Genomic DNA, 22275 nt, shown 5'->3' on the forward strand with positions numbered 1-22275 from the left:
CGCTGGATTTAGGTAGTCCGTGGTCTCTGAAACGGACGGACCGATACTACCGGTTCTGTATGCAAAATACAGTCGCTTTTGCGCCACGCTGAATTGTTGCATCTCGGTGTGCCGTTCGGCACCAACCGTTCGGTGCGCACAATACCGGACTCCGAGACCGCGCTTTGCAGATCGGCGCGTGGGCCGTATCAGGACGCGCCTTCGTTTCGGGGCGCCCGCACGCGCTTCCCTCGAAGCGTGCCGATCCAACCCTCGCCGGAGTCGGGAGACCGATGCGTGGACCGAACGCGATCGATTTCTGGCGCGGCTTCGCCCTCATTACGATCTTCGTCAATCATATCCCCGGCAACATCTTCGAGCGCTGGACCTTCTCCCAGTACGGGATTTCGGACGCCGCCGAGCTGTTCGTTTTTCTCGCCGGCTGGTCGATCGGGCTGGCGACCCGTGGGCGCGACGGCGTTCCCGAACCGGCGCTGACGGCGATCCTGCGGCTGCTGTCGCGTACGATCGAGGTCTATCGAGCACAGGTGGTGATCATGGCGCTGGCGCTCGCGATGATCGCGGGTACGGCGCTCCTGCTCGACAACCCTCTCATACTCGAATGGCACAATGCCGGCGGATTCTTCGCCGATCCGATTCAGACCATGGTCGGCATCGTTCTGATGACGCACCAACTCGGCTTCTTCAACATCCTGCCGCTCTACGTGGTGTTGCTCGCGGTGGCGCCGATCTACATCTTGATGGCGCGGGTGAACCAGACCGGCACGCTGATCCTGTCGTTCAGCCTCTATGCGGCGAGCCTCGTCTACGAGTGGAACCTCCCATCCTGGCCAGGGGAGGGCGATTGGTTCTTCAATCCGTTCTGCTGGCAGCTCCTCTTGGTGCTCGGCTTCACCATGCAGGACTGGAACCGGACGCAGCCGCGTTTCCGGGCTTGGTGCCGCCGGCTCATGCCGCTTGGCGTGGTTATCGTGATCGTCGGGATCGTGCTGTCGGTATTCGAGCTCCGGCCCGATCCGCTCACGGTGCCGGAGCCGCGCCTTATTTTCACCTTCGACAAAACTTACCTCTCGCCCGCCCGTCTGATCCATTTTTGCGGTGTCCTCCTGGCGTTCCAGACGGTGTACGGGCTGGTCGCGCATCGGATCGGTCCGATCACGCGCTATCTCGCGGGTCTCGGGCGCAATTCCCTCGCGGTCTTCTCGATGGGCTCGCTCCTGGGCCTAGCCGCACAGTTCGTGCGGTTCCGGTTCGGCGGTGGTATGATCGTCGACGTTTCGGTCGTAGGCTGCGGCCTGTTCGCACTGGGTTTTACCGCATGGTTCGTCGAATGGCGTTCCCGCAAACCGAAAAAGGTTGTCGGCACGCCTGCCGCACCGTAGGCGCCGCAATCTTCGGGATGTTCCTCACCCTGTCCCCAGCCATGGCGCTGGCGGAGGGGGCGGCAACCGTCGTATCGCCCCCGCATCCACCATCGGCCGCGCCGGGTGCCGCGCCGATCGAGGGGCTGGATCTCAGTCTGTCGCCCGAATGCCGCGTGCCGGGCTCGAAGCTCTACACATTGGCCAAGCTCATGGCCGTAAAGCGGGCGCTCAAGGAAAAGCGCCCGGTTCGCGTGCTGTCCGTCGGCTCGTCCTCGTCGGGCCTCGGCGCCTCGACCTCCTATCCGGTCCGGCTCGAGAATGCCCTGGAGCGCTCGCTCCCGAATGTGGACGTGCAGATCGACTCGCGTGGTCTCTCGGGCGAAGTCGCGAGCGGTGCAGGCGAGCGGCTACGTACGATGGTCGCCGAGATCGAACCCGATCTCGTCGTCTGGCAGGTCGGCACGAACGACGCGCTCGCTCGAGTCGATACCGATGCCTTCGGTGATGCGCTTCGCGACACGGTCGAGTGGATCAAGTCGCACGACATCGACGTGGTGCTGATCGACCCGCTCTTTACACAGAGCATCGCCGACGACGAATCCTACAACGGTCTCGTCCGTAAGGTTCAGGATATCGCGGCGGAGCAGCGCGTGCCCCTGGTACGGCGTTACGAAGCGATGCGCTTCCTTTCGGCCAGCGGCGACAAGGAGAACGAGACGCATATGCTCGGCCGGCATTTCCGGCTGAACGATCTCGGTCTGCGCTGCATGGCGGAACACGTCACCCGGGCGATCACGCTGTCGCTGCTGCAGCCGGACCTCGGCGCGGCACCGGGCGCCGAACCGCCTGCGAACAAGCCAGAGCCTGCGAAGCCGGCCGGGCCATAGCCTCTGCCGTTCTCAACCGTCTTCGTCGTCCGGCCATGCCCGAGCCGGCTGCCGCTTACCACCCGAGCGGGGCGCGCCCGATGCGATCCCGGCGACGAGATCGGCGATGTGACGCAAAGCCTCCGTCTGCATCGAACGATCGGGCGTCTCGCCCCGCGCCTGCGGCGTGACCGCTCTCGAGAAGCCGAGCTTTTCCGCCTCTTTCAGCCGTGCCCCCGCCTGTGAGACCGGGCGCACCGCCCCCGACAGGCCGAGTTCGCCGAAATACACCGTCTCCGCCGGCAGCGCCGCGCCCGAGAGCGAGGAGACGAGCGCGGCGGCGACCGCAAGATCGGCTGCCGGTTCGGTGATGCGCAGGCCGCCGGCAACGTTGAGATAGACGTCGTGGCTCCCGAGCCGGATGCCGCCATGAGCCTCGAGAACCGCGAGCACCATCGAGAGCCTGTTCGGGTCCCAGCCGACCACCGCACGGCGCGGCGTGCCGAGCGATGAGGGCGCCACGAGCGCCTGGATCTCCACCAGAAGCGGCCGCGTGCCCTCCATGCCGGCGAAGACCGCGGTTCCCGGTGCTGCGTGGTCGCGCCCAGCGAGAAAGAGCGCGGACGGGTTCGGCACCTCCGCCAAGCCGCCATCGGTCATCTCGAACACGCCGATCTCGTCGGTCGGTCCGAACCGGTTCTTCACGGCCCGCAGAATACGAAAATGGTGGCCCTGGTCGCCCTCGAACGAGGCGACCGCATCGACCATGTGCTCGACGACCCGCGGACCCGCGATCTGCCCGTCCTTCGTGACATGGCCGACGAGGATCACGGCGGTGCCCGTGGTCTTGGCGAACCGTATCAGCGCCTGCGCGGAGGAGCGCACCTGCGTGACGGTGCCGGGTGCCGATTCGACGGTCTCGGTCCACATGGTCTGGATCGAGTCGATGATCGCCAGCGCCGGCGGCCGCCCCTGCGAGAGCGTCTCGACGATGTCCTCGACATTGGTCTCGGCGGCGAGGTCCACGGGGCGGTCGGAGAGCCCGAGCCGCTCGGCGCGCAGCCGCACCTGACCAACCGCCTCCTCGCCGGAGATGTAGGCGACCCGTGCGCCGTCCTTGGCCATGGCCGCGCCGGCCTGCATCAACAAGGTCGACTTGCCGATGCCTGGATCGCCGCCGATCAGGATCACCGAGCCGCGTACGAAACCGCCGCCGGTGACCCGGTCGAGCTCTGCGATGCCCGAGGGCGTGCGCGGCGCCTCCTTGGCCTCGCCGGTCAGCCCTTCGAGGGGAAACACGCGGCCGCGCGCCCGGCTCGGCCGCGTCGCGACGGGACCGGCCTGCGGGCCGGCCGCCCCCGTCTCCTCGACGATCGTGTTCCAGCCGTTGCAGGCCTCGCAGCGCCCGCGCCAGCGATTGTAGACGGCCCCGCAGGACTGGCAGACGAAGGTCTGGTGGATCTTGGCCATGTCATTTTTAAAGAGAGGAATCCGGTCGGTCGGATTCAGGCGCCAGCATACTCGCGAACATAACGGGAACCTAGCCCCGTCAGGATCTCGTAGCCGATCGTACCTGCCGTTCTGCCGACCCTGTCGAGATCGAGCTCGTCCCCGATCAGCGTTGCGATCATCCCTCGGCGAGCGTCAGGCACGGCGGTGACGTCGAGGATGATCAGATCCATCGAGATCAGGCCGACGATCGGGCAGAGTACGCCTTCGACAAGCGCGTGGCCGTGATTGCTCGCGGAGCGTGGATAGCCGTCGGCGTAGCCGATCGACAGCGTGGCTAGACGGCGGGGGGCCGGTGCGGTCCAGCGGGCATCGTAGCCGGCAGTCTCGCCGGACTCTACGGCACGAACCTGGACGATCGGCGTCTCCAGCCGCACCACCGGCCGCATCGGGTTGTTTTCGGCGTATGGAGTCGGATTGCCGCCGAACAGGGCATAGCCCGGGCGGAGCAGATCGTGACGGGCCTCGCGCCCAAGATAGATGCCCGAGGAATTGGCCAACGATCCCGAAATGCCGGGGAACGCCGCACGGATGTCGGCGAAGGCGGCAATCTGGCGAGCGTTCACCGGCTGATCCGGGCATTCGGCGCTGACGAGATGGCTCATCACGAGAGCAATGCCGGCGCGGCCGAAGACCGCGTCGGCGGCGAGTCCCAGAGCCTCTGCCACCGACAGCCCGAGCCGGTTCATGCCCGTGTCGACATGGAGCGCCGCGGGCAGCGCGCCCTGTGCGCCCTCTACCCATTCGGTAAGTTCCTCGCAGGAGCCGAGAACCGGGCGCAGCCGCGCGTCACGATAGGACGGCTCGCTGCCCGGCCGGAAGCCGTTGAGAACATAGATGTCGGCGTCAGGCAGGATAGCGCGAGCGGCGACCCCCTCCGCCAGATGCGCCACGAAGAACGTCCGGCAGCCGGCCCGGAACAGCACTGGCGCGACTGCCGCCAGCCCACAACCATAGGCATCCGCCTTCACGACCGCCGCGCATTCCGCGTCAGGGGCCTGCGCTCCGAGCCGCCGCCAGTTCTCGGCGATGGCGGCGAGGTCGATCATGAGACGGGCGCCGTGCGCGGTGTGTCCGTCTCGATTCGTGTCTCGGGACGCTATGGCGGCTGTCCTCATCAAGGATCGCTACTTGCCGTCTAACACAAAGCCGGCATCGCGATCATGGTGCTACGGCCATGGCCAATGCCGAGAAATTACATCCGATCGGGCATTCGATCTTCGGCGGCAAGGTTCGAAAACCGCGTGATGTTCGCGTCGAACTGCAGCTCCACCGTTCCCGTCGGCCCGTGACGCTGCTTGCCGAGGATCACCTCGGCCTTGCCGTGGACGCGGTTCATCTCCGCCTCCCAGGCGAAGAACTCTTCGGTGCCCTCGCGGGGCTTCTTGTTGTTGACGTAGTATTCCTCGCGGAACACGAACATCACCACGTCGGCATCCTGCTCGATCGAGCCGGACTCGCGCAGGTCCGAAAGCTGCGGGCGCTTGTCGTCGCGGTTCTCGACCTGGCGGGAGAGCTGCGACAGGGCGATGATCGGCACCGAGAGTTCCTTGGCCAGTGCCTTCATGCCGGTGGTGATCTCGGTCATCTCCTGCACGCGGTTGTCCGAGCGCTTGCCGGAGCCGGCGAGCAGCTGGAGGTAGTCGACGATCAGGACGTCGAGGCCCTTCTGGCGCTTGAGGCGGCGTGCGCGGGCGGCGAGCTGAGCGATCGAGATGCCGCCGGACTGGTCGATGTAGAAGGGAATCGTCTGCATATCCCGCGCGGCATCGGTGATCTTGTAGAAATCTTCCGGGCGGATGTCGCCGCGGCGGATCTTGTAGGAGGGCACGCCGGACTGCTCGGCGATGATGCGGGTGGCAAGCTGCTCGGCCGACATTTCGAGCGAGAAGAACCCGACGATGCCGCCGTTTTTCGTCTTCGTGGTGCCGTCGGGCTGCTTCTCGCCCTGGTAGGCCTTGGCGATGTTGAAAGCGATGTTGGTGACGAGCGACGTCTTGCCCATGGCCGGGCGGCCCGCGAGGATGATCAAATCCGACGACTGCAGCCCGCCCATCTTGGCGTCGAGGTCGGACAGGCCGGTGGCGAGCCCCGAGAGTTTGCCCTCGCGCTGATAGGCCTTGGCCGCCATGTCGACGGCGGTGGTGAGCGCGTCGGAGAATTTCTGGAAGCCGCCGTCGTACTTGCCGGCCTCGGCGAGCTCGTAGAGCCGGCGCTCGGTCTCCTCGATCTGGTCGCGGGGCGCGGACTCGACCGGGGCCTCGTAGGCGCCGTTGACGAGGTCCTCGCCGATGGTGATGAGCCGGCGGCGGATGGCGAGATCGTAGACGGCGCGGCCGTAATCCGCCGCGTTGACGACGGTGGTCGCCTCGGCCGCGAGGCGCGCGAGATAGGCCATCACGGTGATGCCGCCGAGGTCGGCGTCGCCGAGATAGGTCTTCAGCGTGATCGGCGTGGCGAGCTTGCCGGCCTTGATCAGCGAGGCGGCGGTCTCGAAGATCCGGCGGTGCACCTCCTCCATGAAGTGCTCGGGCATCAGGAAGTCCGAGACGCGATAATAGGCGTCGTTGTTCACGAGCATCGCGCCAATCAGCGCCTGCTCCGCGTCGATGTTGTGCGGCGCGACCCGGTATTCGGCCTGGACCGCTTCGAGCTTGGCCGCGAGGGCGTTCGGCAGGGCCATAGGCGGTCTCGCTCCTTCAGCGGCAGCCCGCGGGCGCCGGTCTCCGTCAGCCGTCCACCATGCCGCGACAGGGTGAACCGATCCTTAGCCGCGCTCTTCGGAACGCGAACGCCCGCGATTCCCTGAGAGGAACCGCGGGCGTCCATGGTCGAACAAACTGCGAACGTGTCAACCGCGGGAAACGACGCTCCCCGCTGTCCACCGTTGCTTGGGAGACTTCCGGCCTCTCGGACAGGGTGGTGTGACGGTTCCCCGCCCCACAAGGGGGAGGAGAAGGGCGTCATCGACCGCTTCGCAAGATGGAAGCGGTGTCAGCCTGAAGTACCAGAGGCTTAGCGATCCCGATCGCGGTCGTCGGCGCCTTCACCGGCATCGGCCAGGGCCTGGCCGACTTCGAGGCCGAGGTCGTCGAGGTTGAACGCCTCGCGCTCGGTGACGGACTCGCCGCGGGCCTGACGCTCGGCCTCTTCGGGGCTGCGGGCGACGTTGACGGTGACGGTGATCTCGACCTCGGGGTGCAGCGTGACGGGCACGTTGTGCAGGCCGAGCGTCTTGATCGGCTGGTGCAGCACGAACTGGTCGCGGCCGACCGAGAAGCCGTCCTTGGTGACGACCTCGGCGAGGTCGCGGGTGGAGACCGAGCCGTACAGCACGCCGGACTCGCCCGACTGGCGGATGAGCACGAAGCTCTGGCCGTTCAGCTTCTCGGCGACGCCCTCGGCCTCCTTGCGGCGGTCGAGGTTGCGGGCTTCGAGCTGGGCGCGCTGGGTCTCGAAGTGCTTCTTGTTGCCCTCAGTGGCGCGCAGGGCCTTGCCGCGGGCGAGGAGGAAGTTGCGGGCGTAGCCCGGCTTGACGCTGACGGTCTCGCCCATCTGGCCGAGCTTGGCGACGCGCTCGAGGAGGATGACGTCCATGGATGAAGTCCTTCTTTGGGTTGGGTGGTTCAGAGGGAGCGGGGTCCGCCGGGCGGGTCCGCCGGGGCCGAGCGGCGCGCGAGCGCCGTGTCGGCGATGCCGAACAGGGTCAGCGCCACGAAGGCGAGCCCCTGAGTCAGGATGAGGACGAGGTAGAGCCCGAACAGCAGGGCGCCGCGCGCCTGCCGACCCCGGCTCCGGTCGTGGAAGGCGGCGAGCCCCTGCAGGCTGAAGGCCGCGCTCAGCGCGCCGATCAGCGCCACGCCGAGCACGCCGGGATAGCCCGGCACCAGGGCCACGGCGATCGCGCCGACGAGCATCACCAGCACGTTGCGCGGCATCTGCGTGGAGGGCAGGTCCGGCCAGGGCCGCATCAGCCGGCCGGAAATCTTGACGATGCGCGCGGCGGCCCAGAGGTAGAACACGAGCAGGATGGTGAGGCCCTGCGCGGCGAGCCCCGGAGCGACGGTGGCCAGCGCATCGGCGACCTCGTCCTGAACCGTGGGAGCCTTATCCTCGTTCGGGACGGGAGGCGGCTCCTGCGCGGGCGGCGGAGTTACGCCCGAGGGTTGGCCCTCAGGCTGCCCGGCAATCCTCGCCGAGACGCTCGCGGGTCCTTCGCCCTTCATCTGTGCCTGCACCACCTTCTTCGCCATGGCGCCGAGCTGAGTCCGGAACGTCTCGTAGTTCGGCGCGGCGATCACGGCGATGGCGACGAAAGCGAGCGCGGCCGTGCCGGCGACCCAGGCGAGCAGCCGGCCGACCGGATACCATTCGAGCGTGCCGTCGGCGTTCGGCCGGCCGAGCAAGGCGAGATAGGCGATCCACCAGGCGGGGACCGCGAGATAGGCCGCGAAGCCGATACCGAGGAAGGGGGTGACGCCGATCGCCAGCGCCAAGGTGCCGGCCGCCACGGCGGCAAGGCCGGCCTTGTGGCTCCAGCCGAGCCCGACGATGAGAATCGGCAGGGGGGCGAGCAGGTAGAGCAGGATCGCGAGCGGCGTCGCCTGCAGCAGCATCCCGAACAGGAGCGCCGAGACGAGCCCGGCGAGGACGCCGATGCCGAGGTTCTGGGCCATGTTTTGTACGACGCGCTGTCCCGCTGACCCGAGGAGGGCAGGGTTAGAGGCAATCCGAAGCCCCAGCGATCGGACGGAGGAAACCGTCCGCAACGAAGAGCCGGCCCAGCAAAGCCGGGCCGGCCAAATCCGAAAAGACTACTTGATGACGTAGGGGAGCAGACCGAGGAAGCGCGAACGCTTGATCGCCTGGGCGAGCTCGCGCTGCTTCTTGGCCGAGACCGCGGTGATGCGGCTCGGCACGATCTTGCCGCGCTCCGAGACGTAGCGGGAGAGCAGCTTCACGTCCTTGTAGTCGATCTTCGGCGCATTCACGCCGGAGAAGGGGCAGGTCTTGCGACGACGGAAGAAGGGACGACGGCCACCGCCGCCAGCACCACCGGCAGCCGCGCCGGCACTTGCACCGAATGCCATGATCAGTTCTCCCCGCCGAAGTTACGCTCGGGCCGGTCGCCGCGATCGCCGCGGTCACCCCGGTCCCCACGATCGCCGCCGCCGCCGAACTCGTCGTCGCGACGACGCGGACGGTCGCCGCGGTCGCGATCCTTGCGGTCGTCGCGGTCGCGCTTCTGCATCATGGCCGAGGGCTCGGCCTCGAGCTGCTCGACGCGGATGGTCATGAAGCGCAGCACGTCCTCGGAGATCTGCATCTGGCGCTCCATCTCGGCGAGCGCAGCCGGGGGGGCGGAGATGTTGAGGAGCGTGAAATGCGCCTTGCGGTTCTTCTTGATCCGGTAGGCGAGGGACTTGATGCCCCAGGGCTCGATCTTCTCGATCGTGCCGCCATTGGCTTCGATGACGCCCTTGTAGGTCTCGACCATGGTCTCGACCTGCTGGGCCGTCACGTCCTGGCGCGCCAGGAAGACGTGTTCGTAGAGAGGCATTCTCGGGCCTTTCATCACAAAAAGGAGCCCGACCGCGTGTCAGCGGATTGCTCGGGCCGGTTCGTCTCGCAGTTCTCTCGGCGCCAAGCCCTTCGAGCCGTTGAATGGCCCGAGCGGAGTGTCGAAGGCGGGAACACCGGACGACGGGTTCTTCGAAGACGAACCCTATGCCGCGAACGGCACCGCCCGTTCAGCCCCCGGCCGGAGCGAACGCGAAGCGGGGCGTGTAGCGGGGTTTTTGCTGGAGGGCAAGGTGGAGAGAGGAAGCAGTTCGGATAGCGACGGGAATTAGCCGTCTTCTGCTGACGCTGCCATATGCTGCACGGCCAGCCAGAGCATTTGCATCTAAGGTGCACCGCCTTCCTGTTCATAAAGCTCTTGGCGATCTGTTCAGCTAGATTTATGCTCGTTTGTAGTAGCAAGATTCGATATCAAGTTCGTTGTCTGAGGAAGCAGTGCATGCCGGTTGATGATGATAATCTTGAATTTGCAGATGAAGGCGATGCCATCCTTGATGCCAATCAGGTAGCGATTTCTCGCAAGCCGTTCTTCACTCGACTGATTGGACGGTAGAAACAATTATATCGCAAGCAAAGCGCGGAAATATCGAAATGAGGCCACGCTTTCAGCGCCGTGACGCTTGGCGAGTATTGCGCAAAAGCAGATTTGTAGAATCAATTATTTTGGGTCTTCCAATTCCTCAAATTGTTCTAGCTGAGAAGCGTAACGAGCGCGGTAAATATATAGTCCTGGATGGAAAACAAAGATTATTGTCGTTATTGCAGTTTGTTGGAGATGCTGAAGGTGAAAACAATAATTTTGCACTATTAGGATTAGAAGCAAGAGCTGATTTAGTTCGAAAAAATATAAAGACCTTGCTGAGGACCCTACGCTCTCGAATGAGCTGAATGCTTTCTTGAACCACACTCTACGCACCGTTGTCATCCGGAACTGGCCAAATACGGAATTCTTACATCTCGTATTTTTAAGGCTAAACACCGGAAGCGTAAAGTTATCGCCTCAGGAGCTGCGGCAGGCTGTCGTTCCAGGTGGGTTCTCCGACTATGTCGATGATGCTGCGGCGGCATCCTCAGAGATACAAGCGCTGCTCTCTCGAAAGACGCCAGATCCGAGAATGAGGGACGTAGAACTGCTAGTGAGATATCTCGCACTTCACAACTTTGTTGAAAAATATCCTGGCCGTATGAAAACTTTTCTTGATGAAAGTTGCGAAAAACTTAATAACAACTGGGATAAATCGCAATATGTCGTTAAAGAACAGGTAAGAAACTTTAAAGAAGCTACAAAGGCTCTTATCGATATTTTTGGGGCTAATCGTATAGCACGGAAAGAAAATTCCAAATCGTTTAATCGAGCAATATTTGACGCTCTTGTGTTCTATGCATCCGAACCGCGCATTAGTGATGCAATGTTGGGCGACCGAGATCGAGTTATTAATGCATACAATGAGGTTCTGAAAAACCCTGAATTTGCTGAGGCTATCGAAAGCGATACAGCAGGCTTGCCTCATACTGAAGCGCGGCTCAGAATTTGGGGGGAAGCGCTTCATAATATAATAGCTTTACCTGCAGCGCCACCAAAATTGGTCGATGGAAGAATTTCGTTTGCGGGTTTCTAGCAATGGCGTCCGCTGGTTACATGCGTTTGAATGAGCAGATAGCATATCTGCGTACACATTTATTGCCTGCTGTTTTTGACCCAACAGGTAACTACAGCGACCAAAGCATTTTCGTTAAAGCGCTGGCTTTCAGAGTTTTAGCTCATGCAGAAATCGAAGAATTTTTTGAAGAGCGAGTCACTGAAATAGCTAAAACAGCTTGGGCGTCTTGGAAAGAAAAATGCCATGTATCGGCTACAGCAATGTGTCTTATCGCATTTAGTGGTAGAGAGATGAAGCTTCCTCCAGATACATATAGTGCGCCGGGAGACAATCAAAAGAAGATATGGCCCTCACTAATCGATGTTAATCATAGGTTAAATGAAGCCGTCAGCCTATTTATAAAACAAATTTCGATTAACAATCATGGTATTCGGGAGAAGAATATACTTGGTATGCTGTTGCCCGTTGGTATAGATCATAAGAAAATCGATGACGTTTTTCTTACGGAAATCGATGATTTTGGACAGCAAAGAGGCAAGGCTGCTCACACCAGTTCGGCAAAATTTGTTCAGCAAGGAATCGATCCAAAAGGCGAATATGACCGCTTGCTGAAAATTGTAAGTTTGTTACTGCCCCTCGATGAAGAGCTTGATATTGTTCTAAAAAATTGTACTTCTGTCTAAATAAATATGATCAAAAATTTCAAGAAGACGAGATGTCTTACTTTTGACTGGTGCGCGGGTACGTATGGGCGAGTCAAGGGAGTGGGAAATTGTCGGATTATGGTCGAACGGAAGATTACGGCACCAGGGCATACCATTTCGCCTGGGGCCACAAAAATCGTGAGGGGATCGTACCGAGCTTGGTCAAGCCTTCGCCGTAGATAATAGGGATTCGGTTGCCACGTATGTGAGTTCAGCTAAAGCTCTCACTTCAACGAAGCCGCAATCGCCTGCTGGATCCCCATCACATCCGCCCCGCGCTTCAGCGTCCGCTCGATCGGATCGGGCCGGCCCGACACCCAGACCTTCAGCTCGGAATCCATGTCGAAGCTGCCGGCGGTCTCGACGGAGAAGGAGGTGATCGCCCGGTAGGGTACGGTGAGGTACTCGACCTTGCGGCCGGTCATGCCCTGCTTGTCGATCAGGATCAGGCGGCGGTCGGTGAAGACCATCAGGTCGCGCAGGACCCGAAAGGCGACGCGGACGCTCTCGCCCTGCGTCAGCACGCCGGCGAGCTGCTGGTCGACCTCGCCGGGGGTGAGGTCGCTGCCGTGGCCGAGAAGTCCGTCGAGGAGACCCATGGGACTGCGCTCCGTGTCGTGTCCCGGTGATGTGGGACGGCGCAGCGGGCTTTGCGAGCCGACGCGATGTACGGCGGCATCGAGCATGCTATTTTGCCGGTCGAGGTGATCTATGGCCGACATTTTCAACCAAGCCGTCGAAGCCATGCGCCGAATGCCGTCCGCGGAGCGAGACAGCATTGCCCAGGCAATCGTATCGCTCGCCGGCCATGAGGCCGGACCGCTCGATGTCGAGCCGGAGCATCTGCCCTACGTGCTGGAAGGTCTGGCGCAGATCGAACGCGGGGCGTTCGTCGAGGGCGAACCGGAGGAGATCGTCGCCCGCGCGTTCGAACGAGCCCGCCGCAACGCACAGTGAAGCTGCGTTTTTTGCCGAGGCTGAAGGCGCACGGCGTAAGCGAAGCCGCGTTCAAATATTTTCCGATGGCTCTTTCTCTCGTCGGTTGACCCCCGTCGTCATTGCAAGCGCAGCGAAGCAATCCAGGGCCTCACTCGCTACGTCGGCGCGTTGGCCCTGGATTGCTTCGCCTTCGGCTCGCAATGACGGCAAAGCCTTTGGTCTCGATGGCACGAAGTCGATGTCTGGCTGTCACGCCGGAATCTGCGCGATCCCGCCGGTGTTCTCCGCCTTCACGCCGTTCTCCTCCTGCCGGAAGCGGCTGAGCGCCTGATAGACCTGCAGCCGCGCGCGCATCACCGAGCCCAGCGGACGGTGCGCCGCGAGGCTGTGGGCCGGGCGAAAGGTCATGACCTCGTCGAAGTAGCGCACGCGCTCCGGGCTGTACGCGTCCTGCCGGGGCAGGCGGAGGGTGGCGATCGTCCGGTAGGGGCTGATCGCGACCGGCCAGTCGACGGAGGCGTCCTCGATCGGCTGCTTGTCGCGGTCGGCCCAGAGCTGAGCCTTCAGTTCGTAGACCGCCTCGTTCTCGCTAAAATAGGCCACGGCTGCGTGGCGAAATCCGTCTTCGTCCTGCTTCGGGTCGAGCTGCCAGGATTCGAGGGCGCGCTGGGCCGGCGCGACCGGGACGGCGCCGAGCTTCGCCACGTAATCGCCGAAGCGGATCGGGGCTTGGCTGAAATAGCTCTCGGCCAGGGGATGGCCGAAGGGGTGGCCGAAGAAATCGGCAAGGGCGCTCTCGGTGCCGAAGGCGTGCAGCAGCTTGTTGAAGTTGCGCATCGTGGAGGCGACGGCGCTCTTCACGCCCTCGGGCAGGCCGGTGGCCTTGCCGATGACCGTGCCGTCGCGCAGGAAGCCGGAGGCGGTGCCGGACGGGAAGGTCGTGCCGGTGGCGAGCACGAAATCCTGGGTGTCGGCCGCGTGGCCGGGCAGCTTTTCGCCTGGAACATCGAAGATCTTGAGCGAGAGGCCGCGGTGGGTGGAGACGCGGTCGCCGAGTTTTTCGCCCGGCCCCTGGGCGAAGCGTACAGCCACCGCGTGGCTGCCGGGGGTGGCGAAGAGGCCTTGGGCGAGTTCGGGGGGCAGGTCGTCGGCGATGGTCAGCGTGCCGGTGACGCAGGCGGTGCTCTTGGCGTGGCTGGCGCGCACGGCGTGGCCGTCGCGCGTCTCGACGGTCTGCGACTGCTGGGTCATGCCCTGGATAATGCCGTCGATCGTCGCCTGCTCGTCCTGTTCGGGCGTCTCGATCTCGGGGGCGTAACGCAGGTAGGTCATCCGGTCTCCTCACGATGCGGGCGCGCTGCGGATCTCGCCCGCGGCGCCGGTCCTGGGAGGGCAAGGTTGGATCGGTTCTGATGTTTCCCGCGGGGCGTTCACGTGAACGCGAGCGCCGCCGGTCCATTGTCAACGCGCCGGCCGCGGTCCAATCCGGCGGGAGCGGCCCAGCGTGCGGCCGTCCGGTCCCTGGCGGAGTTTCCCGTGTCCACGTCCTCCTCGCCCCATGCGCTGCGGCTCGGCGTCAACATCGATCACGTCGCCACCGTCCGGAACGCCCGCGGCGGTGTCTATCCGGATCCGGTCCGGGCGGCGCGCGAGGCCGTCGCGGCCGGCGCCGACGGCATCACCGCGCATCTGCGCGAGGACCGCCGCCACATCCGCGATGCCGACATCGCCGCGCTCAAGAGCCTGCCGGTGCCGCTCAACCTCGAGATGGCCGCCACCGACGAGATGGTCGCCATCGCGCTGGCGACGCGGCCGCACGCCGCTTGCCTCGTGCCCGAGAAGCGCGAGGAGAGGACCACCGAGGGCGGCCTCGACATCGTCGGCGGACGCGCCCACCTCGCGCCGCGAATCGTCACGCTGGCGCAGGCCGGCATCCGCGTGTCGCTGTTCGTCGAGCCCGAGGCGGCGGTGATGGAGGCCGCGTCCGCTTTGGGGGCGCCCGTGGTCGAACTCCACACCGGCAGCTATTGCGAGGCGCACGCGGCCGGCGACGCGGCTCGCACCCGCGCCGAACTCGACCGGATCGTGCGCGCGGCGCGCCATGGCACCGCCCTCGGCCTCGAGGTCCATGCCGGGCACGGCCTGACCCTCGACAGCGTCGGGCCGGTGGCGGCCCTGGCCGAACTCAGGGAGCTCAATATCGGTCACGCCCTGATCGCCGAGGCGATCTTCGTCGGGCTGCAGCGGGCGGTGCGGGACATGCGCGCGGCGATGGACCGGTCGCGCGGCGGCTGACCGGTTGCGGCATGGCCGCAGCACACGTGCGCCGGGCTCGACACCTGTCGGCGTCGTACGCGCTAGACGCCGCGATTCCGTACGATAGAATACGCTGCCGGTTTCGAATGAACGCTGGCCTACCGCGCTTGCCGGCCCCGACCATCCCCATTGTCGGTCGGCGAGCGCGGTAGTTTGGTCAAGCAAAAGCCCCGCAGGCGCGTGGCCGCGGGGCTCAAGAGGTGTCGGCGCGGAACGATCGGGACTGTTCCTGCCGGCTCCGCTTCATAGCAGCCCCGCCCGGCGCGAACTGTGGCCGATGAGGCGCACCGAGAGGGCGGCGGCATCCGCTGCGCCGGATAGAGCGGCGATCTGCCCTCCACGATCGCGCTCGACGCGTACCCGCCGATCGGTAATGGATGCGGCATCGCCCTGCGGTCACGCGTGGCGAGATCATTGCCGTATCGGCTAAGACGCGACGCATCCATGATCCTCGGCATCGGCTCGGACCTCTGCGACATCCGGCGCATCGAATCATCGCTCGTGCGGTTCGGCGAGCGCTTCACCCATCGCGTCTTCACCGATGGCGAGCGGGCCAAGTGCGATGCTCGCGCCGCCCGCGCGCCGTCCTATGCCCGTCGCTTCGCGGCCAAGGAGGCCTGCGCCAAGGCACTCGGCACCGGTATGGCGAGCGGCGTGTTCTGGCGCGACATGGAGGTGGTGAACCTGCCCGGCGGCAAGCCGACCCTGCGGCTCAGCGGCGGCGCCGAGGCGCGTCTCGCCGAGATGCTGCCCGCGGGCCACGAGGCCCGCATCCACATCTCGCTGACCGACGATCCGCCCATGGCGCAGGCCTTCGTGATCATCGAAGCCGTGCCCTCCGGCACGGCGCATCGGTAGCCGGCGCGCGCCCGCGTTGCCGGGGGGCTCGGCTTGGTCTAGACCGCCGCACACCGCCGACGCGTCGCCGGGTCGCACAGTCGCGGCCGTGGCGGAGACCGGCCGGGAGCCCAGCACCAACGCATGGAACAGGCGCGCGTGGATCACGACACGAAGCAGCAGATCCGGACGGCCGAGCCTGATACCGGAACCTGGGCCAGCATCCGGGAGACGGTCAAGGTCGGCATCCAGGCGCTGCTCATCGCCCTGGTGGTGCGGACACTGCTGTTCCAGCCCTTCAACATCCCCTCGGGATCGTTGGTGCCGACGTTGCTGATCGGCGACTACCTGTTCGTGTCGAAATACTCCTACGGCTACTCGAAATACTCCCTGCCGCTCTCGGAGTACCTGCCGTTCCAGTACCACGCCCGCGTCTGGGGCGCAGAGCCGAAGCGCGGCGACATCGCCGTGTTCAAGCTGCCCAAGGACAACGCCACCGACTACATCAAGCGCGTGATCGGGTTGCCCGGCGACAAGATCCAGGTGATCGAGGGCGTGCTCAACATCAACGGCAAGGCCGTGAAGCGCGAGCGCATCGCCGATTACGAGACCTCGGATGCCTTCGGCCAGGCGACAAAGGTGCCGCAATACAACGAGACGCTGCCCGGCGGCGTCGAGCACCGCACCGTCGAGCGCGACGGCGACCACGGCTTTTGGGACAACACCGAGCTCTACACAGTGCCCGCTGGCCACTTCTTCATGATGGGCGACAACCGCGACAACTCGACCGATTCGCGCGACCTCTCGAGCGTCGGCTACGTGCCCTTCGAGAACTTCGTCGGCCGCGCCGAGATGATCTTCTTCTCGATCGACGAGGGCACGCCCGCTTGGCAGGTCTGGCGCTGGCCGGCCGACGTGCGCTGGAACCGCATCTTTACGACGATTCACTGATGTGACGGCCGAAACTGAGAAGACTCCCGCGGACGACGGACAGCAGGGACGTCTATCGAGTCGCGCCCGGCGCGCGCATCGCCCGAGACCCGCGATCGACGTTCTCGAAACCGCGATCGGCCATCGCTTCGCCGACCGGGACCTGCTGCCGCTGGCGCTAACCCATGTCAGCAAGGCGGATGGTGGCCGTATCGGCAGCTATCAGAGGCTCGAATTCTTGGGCGACCGCGTTCTCGGTCTCGCCGTGGCTGACCTGCTCTACGAGGCATTTCCGCAGGCCGACGAGGGCGACCTGTCGCGCAGGCTCGCCGGGCTCGTGCGCCGCGAAACCTGTGCATCCGTGGCGGAGACCTGGGAGGTCGGGCCGCATCTCAATCTCGGCCCCGGCGAGGTTCAGGGCGGAGGCCGGCGCAACCAGACCATCCTGGCCGATGTCTGCGAGGCGATCCTCGGAGCCGTGTTCCTCGATGCCGGCTATGTTGCGGCCAAGGCGATCGTGCGCGCGGCCTTCCGTCCCGAGCAGGACACCGCCGCACCGCGTGGGCGTGACGCCAAGTCGGCGTTGCAGGAGTGGGCGATGGCGCGGGCGCTGCCGATTCCGGTGTATGAGGTAGTGGAGCGCTCGGGCCCGGACCACGCCCCGATTTTCGTCATCGCCGCGCGCGTGTCGGGCGTCGAACAGGGGCTCGGACGCGGCGGCTCTAAACGGCTCGCGGAGCAGGAAGCGGCACAGGCCGTGCTCGACCGCGAGGGAATCGGTGCCGCAGGCGCCACGCAGGACGGACCGGAATGACCGACATCGAGGGACAGGCGCCCGACGAGAACAAGACCGACGGCACGGTGTCGGGCGCACCCGAGAGCGAGCCAGCAGCCCTGAAGCCCGTCGACACCCAGGCCGGCTTCGTCGCGCTCATCGGCGTGCCGAATGCCGGCAAGTCGACCCTGCTGAACGCGATCGTCGGCGCGAAGGTCACGATCGTCTCCCGAAAGGTGCAGACGACGCGGACCCAGGTGCGCGGCATCCTGATGGAGGGCAGCGCCCAGGTCATCCTGGTCGACACCCCCGGCATCTTCGCGCCGAAGCGCCGGCTGGATCGCGCCATGGTGCATTCGGCCTGGAGCGGCGCGGGCGACGCGGACGCGCTCTGCCTGCTGATCGACGCGCGCAAGGGCATCGACGAGGAGGTCGAGTCCATTCTGTCGAAATTGCCCGAGGTGCGGCGGCCGAAACTCCTGATCCTCAACAAGATCGACCTGATCGCCCGCGAAAAGCTGCTCGAACTGGCGCAGGCCGTGAACGCGCGGGCGCCCTTCGAGGACACCTTCATGATCTCCGCGCTGAACGGCGACGGCGTCCCGCATCTGCGCAAGGCGCTCGCCGCCCGGATGCCGCCGAGCCCATGGCTCTACCCGGAGGATCAGGTTTCCGACGCTCCCATCCGCATGCTCGCCGCCGAGATTACCCGCGAAAAGATCTACGACCGGCTGCACGAGGAACTGCCCTACCGCTCCACCGTCGAGACCGACCAGTGGGTGATCAAGAGCGACGGCTCGGTCCGCATCGAGCAGACGATCTTCGTCGAGCGCGAGAGCCAGCGCTCAATCGTGCTCGGCAAGGCCGGCCAGACCATCAAGGCGATCGGACAGGCGGCCCGGCGCGACATCGCCGAGGTCGCCGAGGCTCAGGTTCACCTGTTCCTGCACGTGAAGGTACGCGAGAACTGGGCCGACGATCCCGCCCGCTACCGCGAGATGGGCCTGGAGTTTCCGAGAGGCTGATTCAGCGGCGGCCTGTCCTCGTCATCGATGCGACTGACGGGCCGTCTCCGGCCTGCGACGGGAATTCCCGGGTGTCGATGCCAACCCGTCGCTGCGTCACATGCGCAAACGGTGCGGCCATCAACAGCGCAGTCGTGCCGGACGCCGGCCAAAGCCTGTAAAAGACCGGACTCGGCGCGATTCTCCGAACCGAAAGGGATTCGCCGTCCGCCTGTAACGACCCCGAATGAGTCCCTCCCCGATCATGTCAAACCTCGAGAGCGGAGCCGCTACCGTGCGGCCCGTCGTTTACGGCCTTCCGTCCGACGAACTCGTCGACGTGCCCCAGGACGCGCTTCAGGTCTCTCCGCTCATCCCGGGGTCTGCGCGCCTGGAGGACATGCAGACGGCCGCGCTGCCGGGCTCCGCCGTCGTGCTCGCCCCGCCGGGTACGGCCGAGCGCCGCTACGCTCTTGCGCTCGTCCTGCGCGCACTCTCGCCCGGTGAAACGCTGGTCGTCCTGGCGCCGAAGGATCGGGGCGGTAGCCGACTCGGCAAGGAACTCGCAGGTTTCGGCTGCGCGGTGTCGGAGGAGGCCCGTCGACACCACCGAATCTGCACGGTCTCGCGTCCGGCATCCCTCGACGGACTCGACGAGGCGATCGAGGAGGGCCGCTCGCGCCATGTCGACAACCTCGCACTCTGCACGCAGCCCGGTATCTTCTCGTGGAACCGAGTCGATCCCGGCAGCGCGCTGCTGCTCAAGCACCTCCCAAAAAAGCTCGCCGGCAAGGGCGCCGATTTCGGTTGCGGTCTCGGTATCCTTGCGCTTGCCGTGCTGCACGCCGAGACGGTCACGAGCCTCGCCATGATCGACATCGACCGGCGCGCCGTCGAGATGGCCCGCCGCAACGTCGTCGATCCGCGCGCCACGATCCGCTGGGCTGACATCCGCCAGCCCGACCCGGCCCTGACCCGCCTCGATTTCGTGGTGATGAACCCGCCCTTCCACGATGGCGGCGCCGAGGATCAGGCGCTCGGCAAGGTCTTCATCGCACGCGCCGCGGACGCGTTGCGCTCGGGCGGCACGCTCTGGATCACGGCGAACCAGCATCTGCCCTACGAGGCGCCCCTGCGCGCCGCATTCCGCACCGTAACGCCCGTCGCCTCCGAGGGCGGCTTCAAGGTCTACGAGGCTCGGAAATGAGCGGCGGCAAGTCCGCTCCTCAAGGTAAAGCCGTCCGTCTCGACAAGCTGCTGGCCAATCTCGGGTATGGCTCCCGTCGCGAGATCCAGGGTCTGGCCCGCGCCGGCGCCGTCCTCCTCGACGGGGAGCCCGTGAGGGACGCGGCCGGGCGCATCGCGCTCGATCCCGATCTGTCCGCGCGCATGACGATCGACGACGAGCCGCTCGATCCGCTGCCGGGCGTCGCGCTGCTGCTACACAAGCCCCTGGGAGTGACCTGCTCGCACAAGGAGACCGGCCCGCTCGTCTACGGCCTGCTGCCCGAGCGCTGGCGGCACCGCGACCCCGCGCTCTCCACCGTCGGCCGCCTCGACAAGGAAACCTCCGGCCTCCTGCTCCTCACCGACGACGGCGCCCTGCTGCATCGGATCATCTCGCCGAAGGCCCATGTGGCGAAGCGCTATCAGGTGACGCTGGAGAGGCCACTCGCCGGCGACGAGGAACGGGTTTTTGCCTCCGGCACGCTGATGCTGGAGGGGGAAGAGAAACCGCTGCTGCCGGCCGTCTTGGAGGTCCACCACGCCACCCATGCCGCCCTGACGCTGAGCGAGGGCCGCTACCATCAGGTCCGCCGCATGTTCGCAGCCATCGGCAACCATGTCGCCGCGCTACACCGTGACAAGATCGGTGGGCTCGAACTGCCGCAGGATCTCGAGGCCGGCCGCTACCGGATCATGGAAGAGGCCGACATCGCGGGCTTGTTCGCCGGTTAGCTTCGGCTTCCGAGGTCAGAGCTCGAAGCGGGAGACCTCGCCGAGCAGTTCGACGAAGCGGCGCGCGCCATGCTCGAGCATCGCCGCGCCGACCTCCGCTGTGCCCAGCGCGGCATGGCCGATCGCACCGGAGGCATGCAGGTCCTCGGCCTTCCAGGCGAAGGCCGCCGGCCGTCCGGCGCGGAGCAGAGAGAAATCGCGCTCGATCGCCACGGTTCGCGGCTGGAAGTTCCGAACATGCTCGGTGCGGACCAGATCCGGCCGCAGCGCCAGCATCAGCGCCGTCTCGATCCCGCCCGCATGAATGCCGTGGCGGATCTCGTCTTCCGGCACGAGCCCATCGGGGTAGCCGAGTCGACTCCACGAAGTCGTCACGACGACGGTGCCGAACCGGCCGCGCAGCTCGCCTGCGATCAGGTCGATCAGCGCGCTGTTGCCACCGTGCGAGGTGACGATGACGAGCTTGGGGCAGCCGGCCCGGTGGACACCGGCGCCGATCTCCATCCAAGCCGCCAAGGCCGTCGCTGTCGTGAGCGAAAGGGTGCCTGGGAAGCTGTCGTGCTCGTCCGACTTGCCGACCGCCTGCACCGGCAGCGTCAGCACGTCGAGAGCGTCGGGAACCAGCGCGGCGACACGCTCGAGATAGCCTTCGGCAATGATCGCGTCGGTACCGAGCGGCAAGTGCGGTCCGTGCTGCTCGATGGCGGCGACGGGCATCACGGTGACGGTACGCGCCATGTCGCGCGCCGCGACATCCACCGTGGTCAGATCGCGCCAGGCGCGTGCCGGCATGGCCCCCTCGTCGAGCATCCCGCCGGAACCCGGCTCGCCGCACAGGAGCGGCAAGCCGGTTCGATCGTCAAGCGCGCTGAGGAGGTCAGCGGCGGCGGCTGAGCAGCCAGCCGATGCCGAAGGCGGCCGCGGCGACGAGCGCAAGGGTCGTGCCCTTGTTCTCTTCAGCCCGCGCATAGACGGCACGGCCGCGATCGCTCACCTCGCGACCGTAATATCGGCCACGCTCCGCCGCCTCGTCGCTGATGGCGCGGCCTCGCTGGGAAACGTCGTCGCGCAAGCTGCGACCGCGTTTGGCGGCATCCTCCGCGAAGTCGCGGCCGTCACGGTGCAGCCGCTCGGCGCGGTCCTGGACGCGACCGTAGGCCGACTGGGCGACGCCGGCGACCTGCTCGTAGGCGCCTTCGACCTGCGGACGGGCGCGGCCGGTCACAGCACCGATGGCACTGCGGCCACGGCCGCGGATGTTGCGGATTCCGCCTTCGATCTGATCTCGGTTCATCGATACGTCTTTCTAAGGCATCGCATTTCTGGGCCGCTGACGGCCCGGGATACGGCGACGCGAAGGAGAAAAAATTCGGGAAGCCTCTTAATGCGACATCGCACGAGGTTTCCCGTGTCGTAGGGAGGGGGCGCCGACAGCGCGCGCATGGGGCGCAGCCGCCGGCAATTATCTCCCGGACTAGAAGCCGGCCTTCACCTTGTCGGCGAGGTTCTTGAGGCCTTGCTTGGCGTTGCCGACGGTCTTCTGCGTCGTGCCTTTGGCTTCCTGAGCATGCCCCTCGGCCTGGAGCGTGGTATTGCCGGTGATCTTGCCGACGCTCTGCTTCATGGAGCCGGCGGCCTGATTGGCGGTCCCCTTGATCTTGTCGGTTGTGCTGCTCATCGCAGGTCTCCTTTAAGGTGCGTCGGCTTGACGCGACGGCCTATCTGGCAACCGGAACGGTACGAGGCAGCGAAGGTTCCAATCTGGCCTTGGTAGGGTCCGATCCGCGAGGCGCGCCGCGGTCATCCCTGGCCACGGATCCGAGCGCTGGAAGCTGCCGATGAACGCGAAGCAGCCGAGTGTGGCCGGGTCGCGCTATCGCCACGACCATTC

At 65.3% G+C, this 22275-nt stretch carries 25 protein-coding genes; 13 read left to right on the forward strand and 12 right to left on the reverse strand.

Going from position 1 to position 22275, the window contains the following annotated elements; translation table 11 throughout:
- Positions 1-272: 272 nt before the first annotated feature.
- On the forward strand, positions 273-1382 hold the full coding sequence (locus MFF07_RS04535; RefSeq protein ID WP_147814155.1) for an OpgC family protein: 1110 nt from the start codon (positions 273-275) through the stop codon (positions 1380-1382).
- Positions 1331-2251, forward strand: a complete 921-nt coding sequence (locus MFF07_RS04540) for an SGNH/GDSL hydrolase family protein (protein WP_147814153.1) — start codon at positions 1331-1333, stop codon at positions 2249-2251. Before MFF07_RS04535 ends, MFF07_RS04540 begins: the two co-directional genes overlap by 52 nt.
- 12 nt (positions 2252-2263) lie before the next feature.
- Here MFF07_RS04540 and radA read toward each other — a convergent pair whose 3' ends face one another.
- The 7 genes from radA to rpsF all read right to left on the reverse strand — a co-directional run bounded on the left by radA (position 2264) and on the right by rpsF (position 9299).
- Positions 2264-3700: a DNA repair protein RadA gene (radA, locus tag MFF07_RS04545; protein WP_147814151.1), complete on the reverse strand. Its 1437-nt coding sequence runs from the start codon at positions 3698-3700 to the stop codon at positions 2264-2266.
- A 35-nt stretch (positions 3701-3735) separates the two neighbouring features.
- Positions 3736-4788 (reverse strand): alanine racemase, encoded by a 1053-nt coding sequence (gene alr / locus MFF07_RS04550; protein WP_246682707.1) that lies wholly within the window; start codon positions 4786-4788, stop codon positions 3736-3738.
- Positions 4789-4934: 146 nt separating this feature from the next.
- A complete protein-coding gene (locus tag MFF07_RS04555) occupies positions 4935-6422 on the reverse strand; it encodes a replicative DNA helicase (RefSeq protein ID WP_147814147.1) in 1488 nt (495 codons plus the stop codon).
- 332 nt (positions 6423-6754) lie between these two features.
- Positions 6755-7336 (reverse strand): 50S ribosomal protein L9, encoded by a 582-nt coding sequence (rplI, locus tag MFF07_RS04560; protein WP_147814145.1) that lies wholly within the window; start codon positions 7334-7336, stop codon positions 6755-6757.
- Between the two features lie 29 nt (positions 7337-7365).
- Positions 7366-8415 carry a DUF2232 domain-containing protein gene (locus MFF07_RS04565; protein WP_238230789.1) on the reverse strand — a complete coding sequence of 350 codons (1050 nt, stop codon included), beginning with the start codon at positions 8413-8415 and terminating at the stop codon, positions 7366-7368.
- Between the two features lie 138 nt (positions 8416-8553).
- The gene (gene rpsR, locus MFF07_RS04570; RefSeq protein WP_147078724.1) at positions 8554-8829 is read right to left on the reverse strand and encodes a 30S ribosomal protein S18; all 276 of its coding nucleotides are present in this window, start codon (positions 8827-8829) and stop codon (positions 8554-8556) included.
- A 2-nt stretch (positions 8830-8831) separates the two neighbouring features.
- Positions 8832-9299, reverse strand: a complete 468-nt coding sequence (gene rpsF, locus MFF07_RS04575; protein ID WP_147078723.1) for a 30S ribosomal protein S6 — start codon at positions 9297-9299, stop codon at positions 8832-8834.
- A 581-nt stretch (positions 9300-9880) separates the two neighbouring features.
- On the opposite strand from rpsF, the gene MFF07_RS04580 reads away from it, so the two are divergent.
- The 3 genes from MFF07_RS04580 (at position 9881) to MFF07_RS04590 (ending at position 11603) form a co-directional block, all read left to right on the forward strand.
- Positions 9881-10207: a DUF262 domain-containing protein gene (locus MFF07_RS04580; protein ID WP_283206809.1), complete on the forward strand. Its 327-nt coding sequence runs from the start codon at positions 9881-9883 to the stop codon at positions 10205-10207.
- Between the two features lie 248 nt (positions 10208-10455).
- Complete coding sequence (locus MFF07_RS04585; protein WP_238230794.1) at positions 10456-10938, forward strand: hypothetical protein; 483 nt, start codon at positions 10456-10458, stop codon at positions 10936-10938.
- A 20-nt stretch (positions 10939-10958) separates the two neighbouring features.
- A complete protein-coding gene (locus MFF07_RS04590) occupies positions 10959-11603 on the forward strand; it encodes a HEPN domain-containing protein (protein ID WP_147814136.1) in 645 nt (214 codons plus the stop codon).
- 245 nt (positions 11604-11848) lie between these two features.
- Here MFF07_RS04590 and MFF07_RS04595 read toward each other — a convergent pair whose 3' ends face one another.
- A complete protein-coding gene (locus tag MFF07_RS04595; RefSeq protein ID WP_147078721.1) occupies positions 11849-12223 on the reverse strand; it encodes a PH domain-containing protein in 375 nt (124 codons plus the stop codon).
- Between the two features lie 112 nt (positions 12224-12335).
- Here MFF07_RS04595 and MFF07_RS04600 point away from each other — a divergent pair, with 112 nt between their 5' ends.
- Positions 12336-12581 carry an acetyltransferase gene (locus MFF07_RS04600; protein WP_147814134.1) on the forward strand — a complete coding sequence of 82 codons (246 nt, stop codon included), beginning with the start codon at positions 12336-12338 and terminating at the stop codon, positions 12579-12581.
- Between the two features lie 231 nt (positions 12582-12812).
- On the opposite strand, the gene MFF07_RS04605 is transcribed toward MFF07_RS04600, so the two are convergent.
- The gene (locus MFF07_RS04605) at positions 12813-13895 is read right to left on the reverse strand and encodes a catalase family protein (RefSeq protein WP_147814132.1); all 1083 of its coding nucleotides are present in this window, start codon (positions 13893-13895) and stop codon (positions 12813-12815) included.
- A 204-nt stretch (positions 13896-14099) separates the two neighbouring features.
- Here MFF07_RS04605 and MFF07_RS04610 point away from each other — a divergent pair, with 204 nt between their 5' ends.
- The 7 genes from MFF07_RS04610 to MFF07_RS04640 all read left to right on the forward strand — a co-directional run bounded on the left by MFF07_RS04610 (position 14100) and on the right by MFF07_RS04640 (position 20384).
- The gene (locus MFF07_RS04610) at positions 14100-14858 is read left to right on the forward strand and encodes a pyridoxine 5'-phosphate synthase (RefSeq protein ID WP_147814130.1); all 759 of its coding nucleotides are present in this window, start codon (positions 14100-14102) and stop codon (positions 14856-14858) included.
- A 465-nt stretch (positions 14859-15323) separates the two neighbouring features.
- A complete protein-coding gene (acpS, locus tag MFF07_RS04615; RefSeq protein WP_147814128.1) occupies positions 15324-15737 on the forward strand; it encodes a holo-ACP synthase in 414 nt (137 codons plus the stop codon).
- A gap of 123 nt (positions 15738-15860) precedes the next feature.
- Positions 15861-16667 (forward strand): signal peptidase I, encoded by an 807-nt coding sequence (lepB, locus tag MFF07_RS04620; protein WP_147814126.1) that lies wholly within the window; start codon positions 15861-15863, stop codon positions 16665-16667.
- Between the two features lies 1 nt (position 16668).
- Complete coding sequence (gene rnc, locus MFF07_RS04625; protein WP_147814124.1) at positions 16669-17460, forward strand: ribonuclease III; 792 nt, start codon at positions 16669-16671, stop codon at positions 17458-17460.
- A complete protein-coding gene (gene era / locus MFF07_RS04630) occupies positions 17457-18446 on the forward strand; it encodes a GTPase Era (protein WP_147814122.1) in 990 nt (329 codons plus the stop codon). Before rnc ends, era begins: the two co-directional genes overlap by 4 nt.
- A 226-nt stretch (positions 18447-18672) precedes the next feature.
- Complete coding sequence (locus MFF07_RS04635) at positions 18673-19632, forward strand: class I SAM-dependent methyltransferase (RefSeq protein WP_373322240.1); 960 nt, start codon at positions 18673-18675, stop codon at positions 19630-19632.
- Positions 19629-20384: a pseudouridine synthase gene (locus MFF07_RS04640; RefSeq protein ID WP_147814119.1), complete on the forward strand. Its 756-nt coding sequence runs from the start codon at positions 19629-19631 to the stop codon at positions 20382-20384. Before MFF07_RS04635 ends, MFF07_RS04640 begins: the two co-directional genes overlap by 4 nt.
- A gap of 15 nt (positions 20385-20399) precedes the next feature.
- On the opposite strand, the gene MFF07_RS04645 is transcribed toward MFF07_RS04640, so the two are convergent.
- The 3 genes from MFF07_RS04645 to MFF07_RS04655 form a co-directional block, all read right to left on the reverse strand.
- Positions 20400-21176, reverse strand: coding sequence for a creatininase family protein (locus tag MFF07_RS04645; protein ID WP_147814268.1), 777 nt, complete (start codon positions 21174-21176; stop codon positions 20400-20402).
- Positions 21177-21261: 85 nt separating this feature from the next.
- On the reverse strand, positions 21262-21678 hold the full coding sequence (locus MFF07_RS04650; protein WP_147814117.1) for a CsbD family protein: 417 nt from the start codon (positions 21676-21678) through the stop codon (positions 21262-21264).
- Positions 21679-21858: 180 nt separating this feature from the next.
- Positions 21859-22062, reverse strand: a complete 204-nt coding sequence (locus MFF07_RS04655; protein ID WP_147814115.1) for a CsbD family protein — start codon at positions 22060-22062, stop codon at positions 21859-21861.
- Between the last annotated feature and the right edge of the window lie 213 nt (positions 22063-22275).

The sequence above is a fragment of the Methylobacterium thuringiense genome, assembly GCF_022179645.1.
In the GTDB taxonomy this organism is placed as follows: domain Bacteria; phylum Pseudomonadota; class Alphaproteobacteria; order Rhizobiales; family Beijerinckiaceae; genus Methylobacterium; species Methylobacterium thuringiense.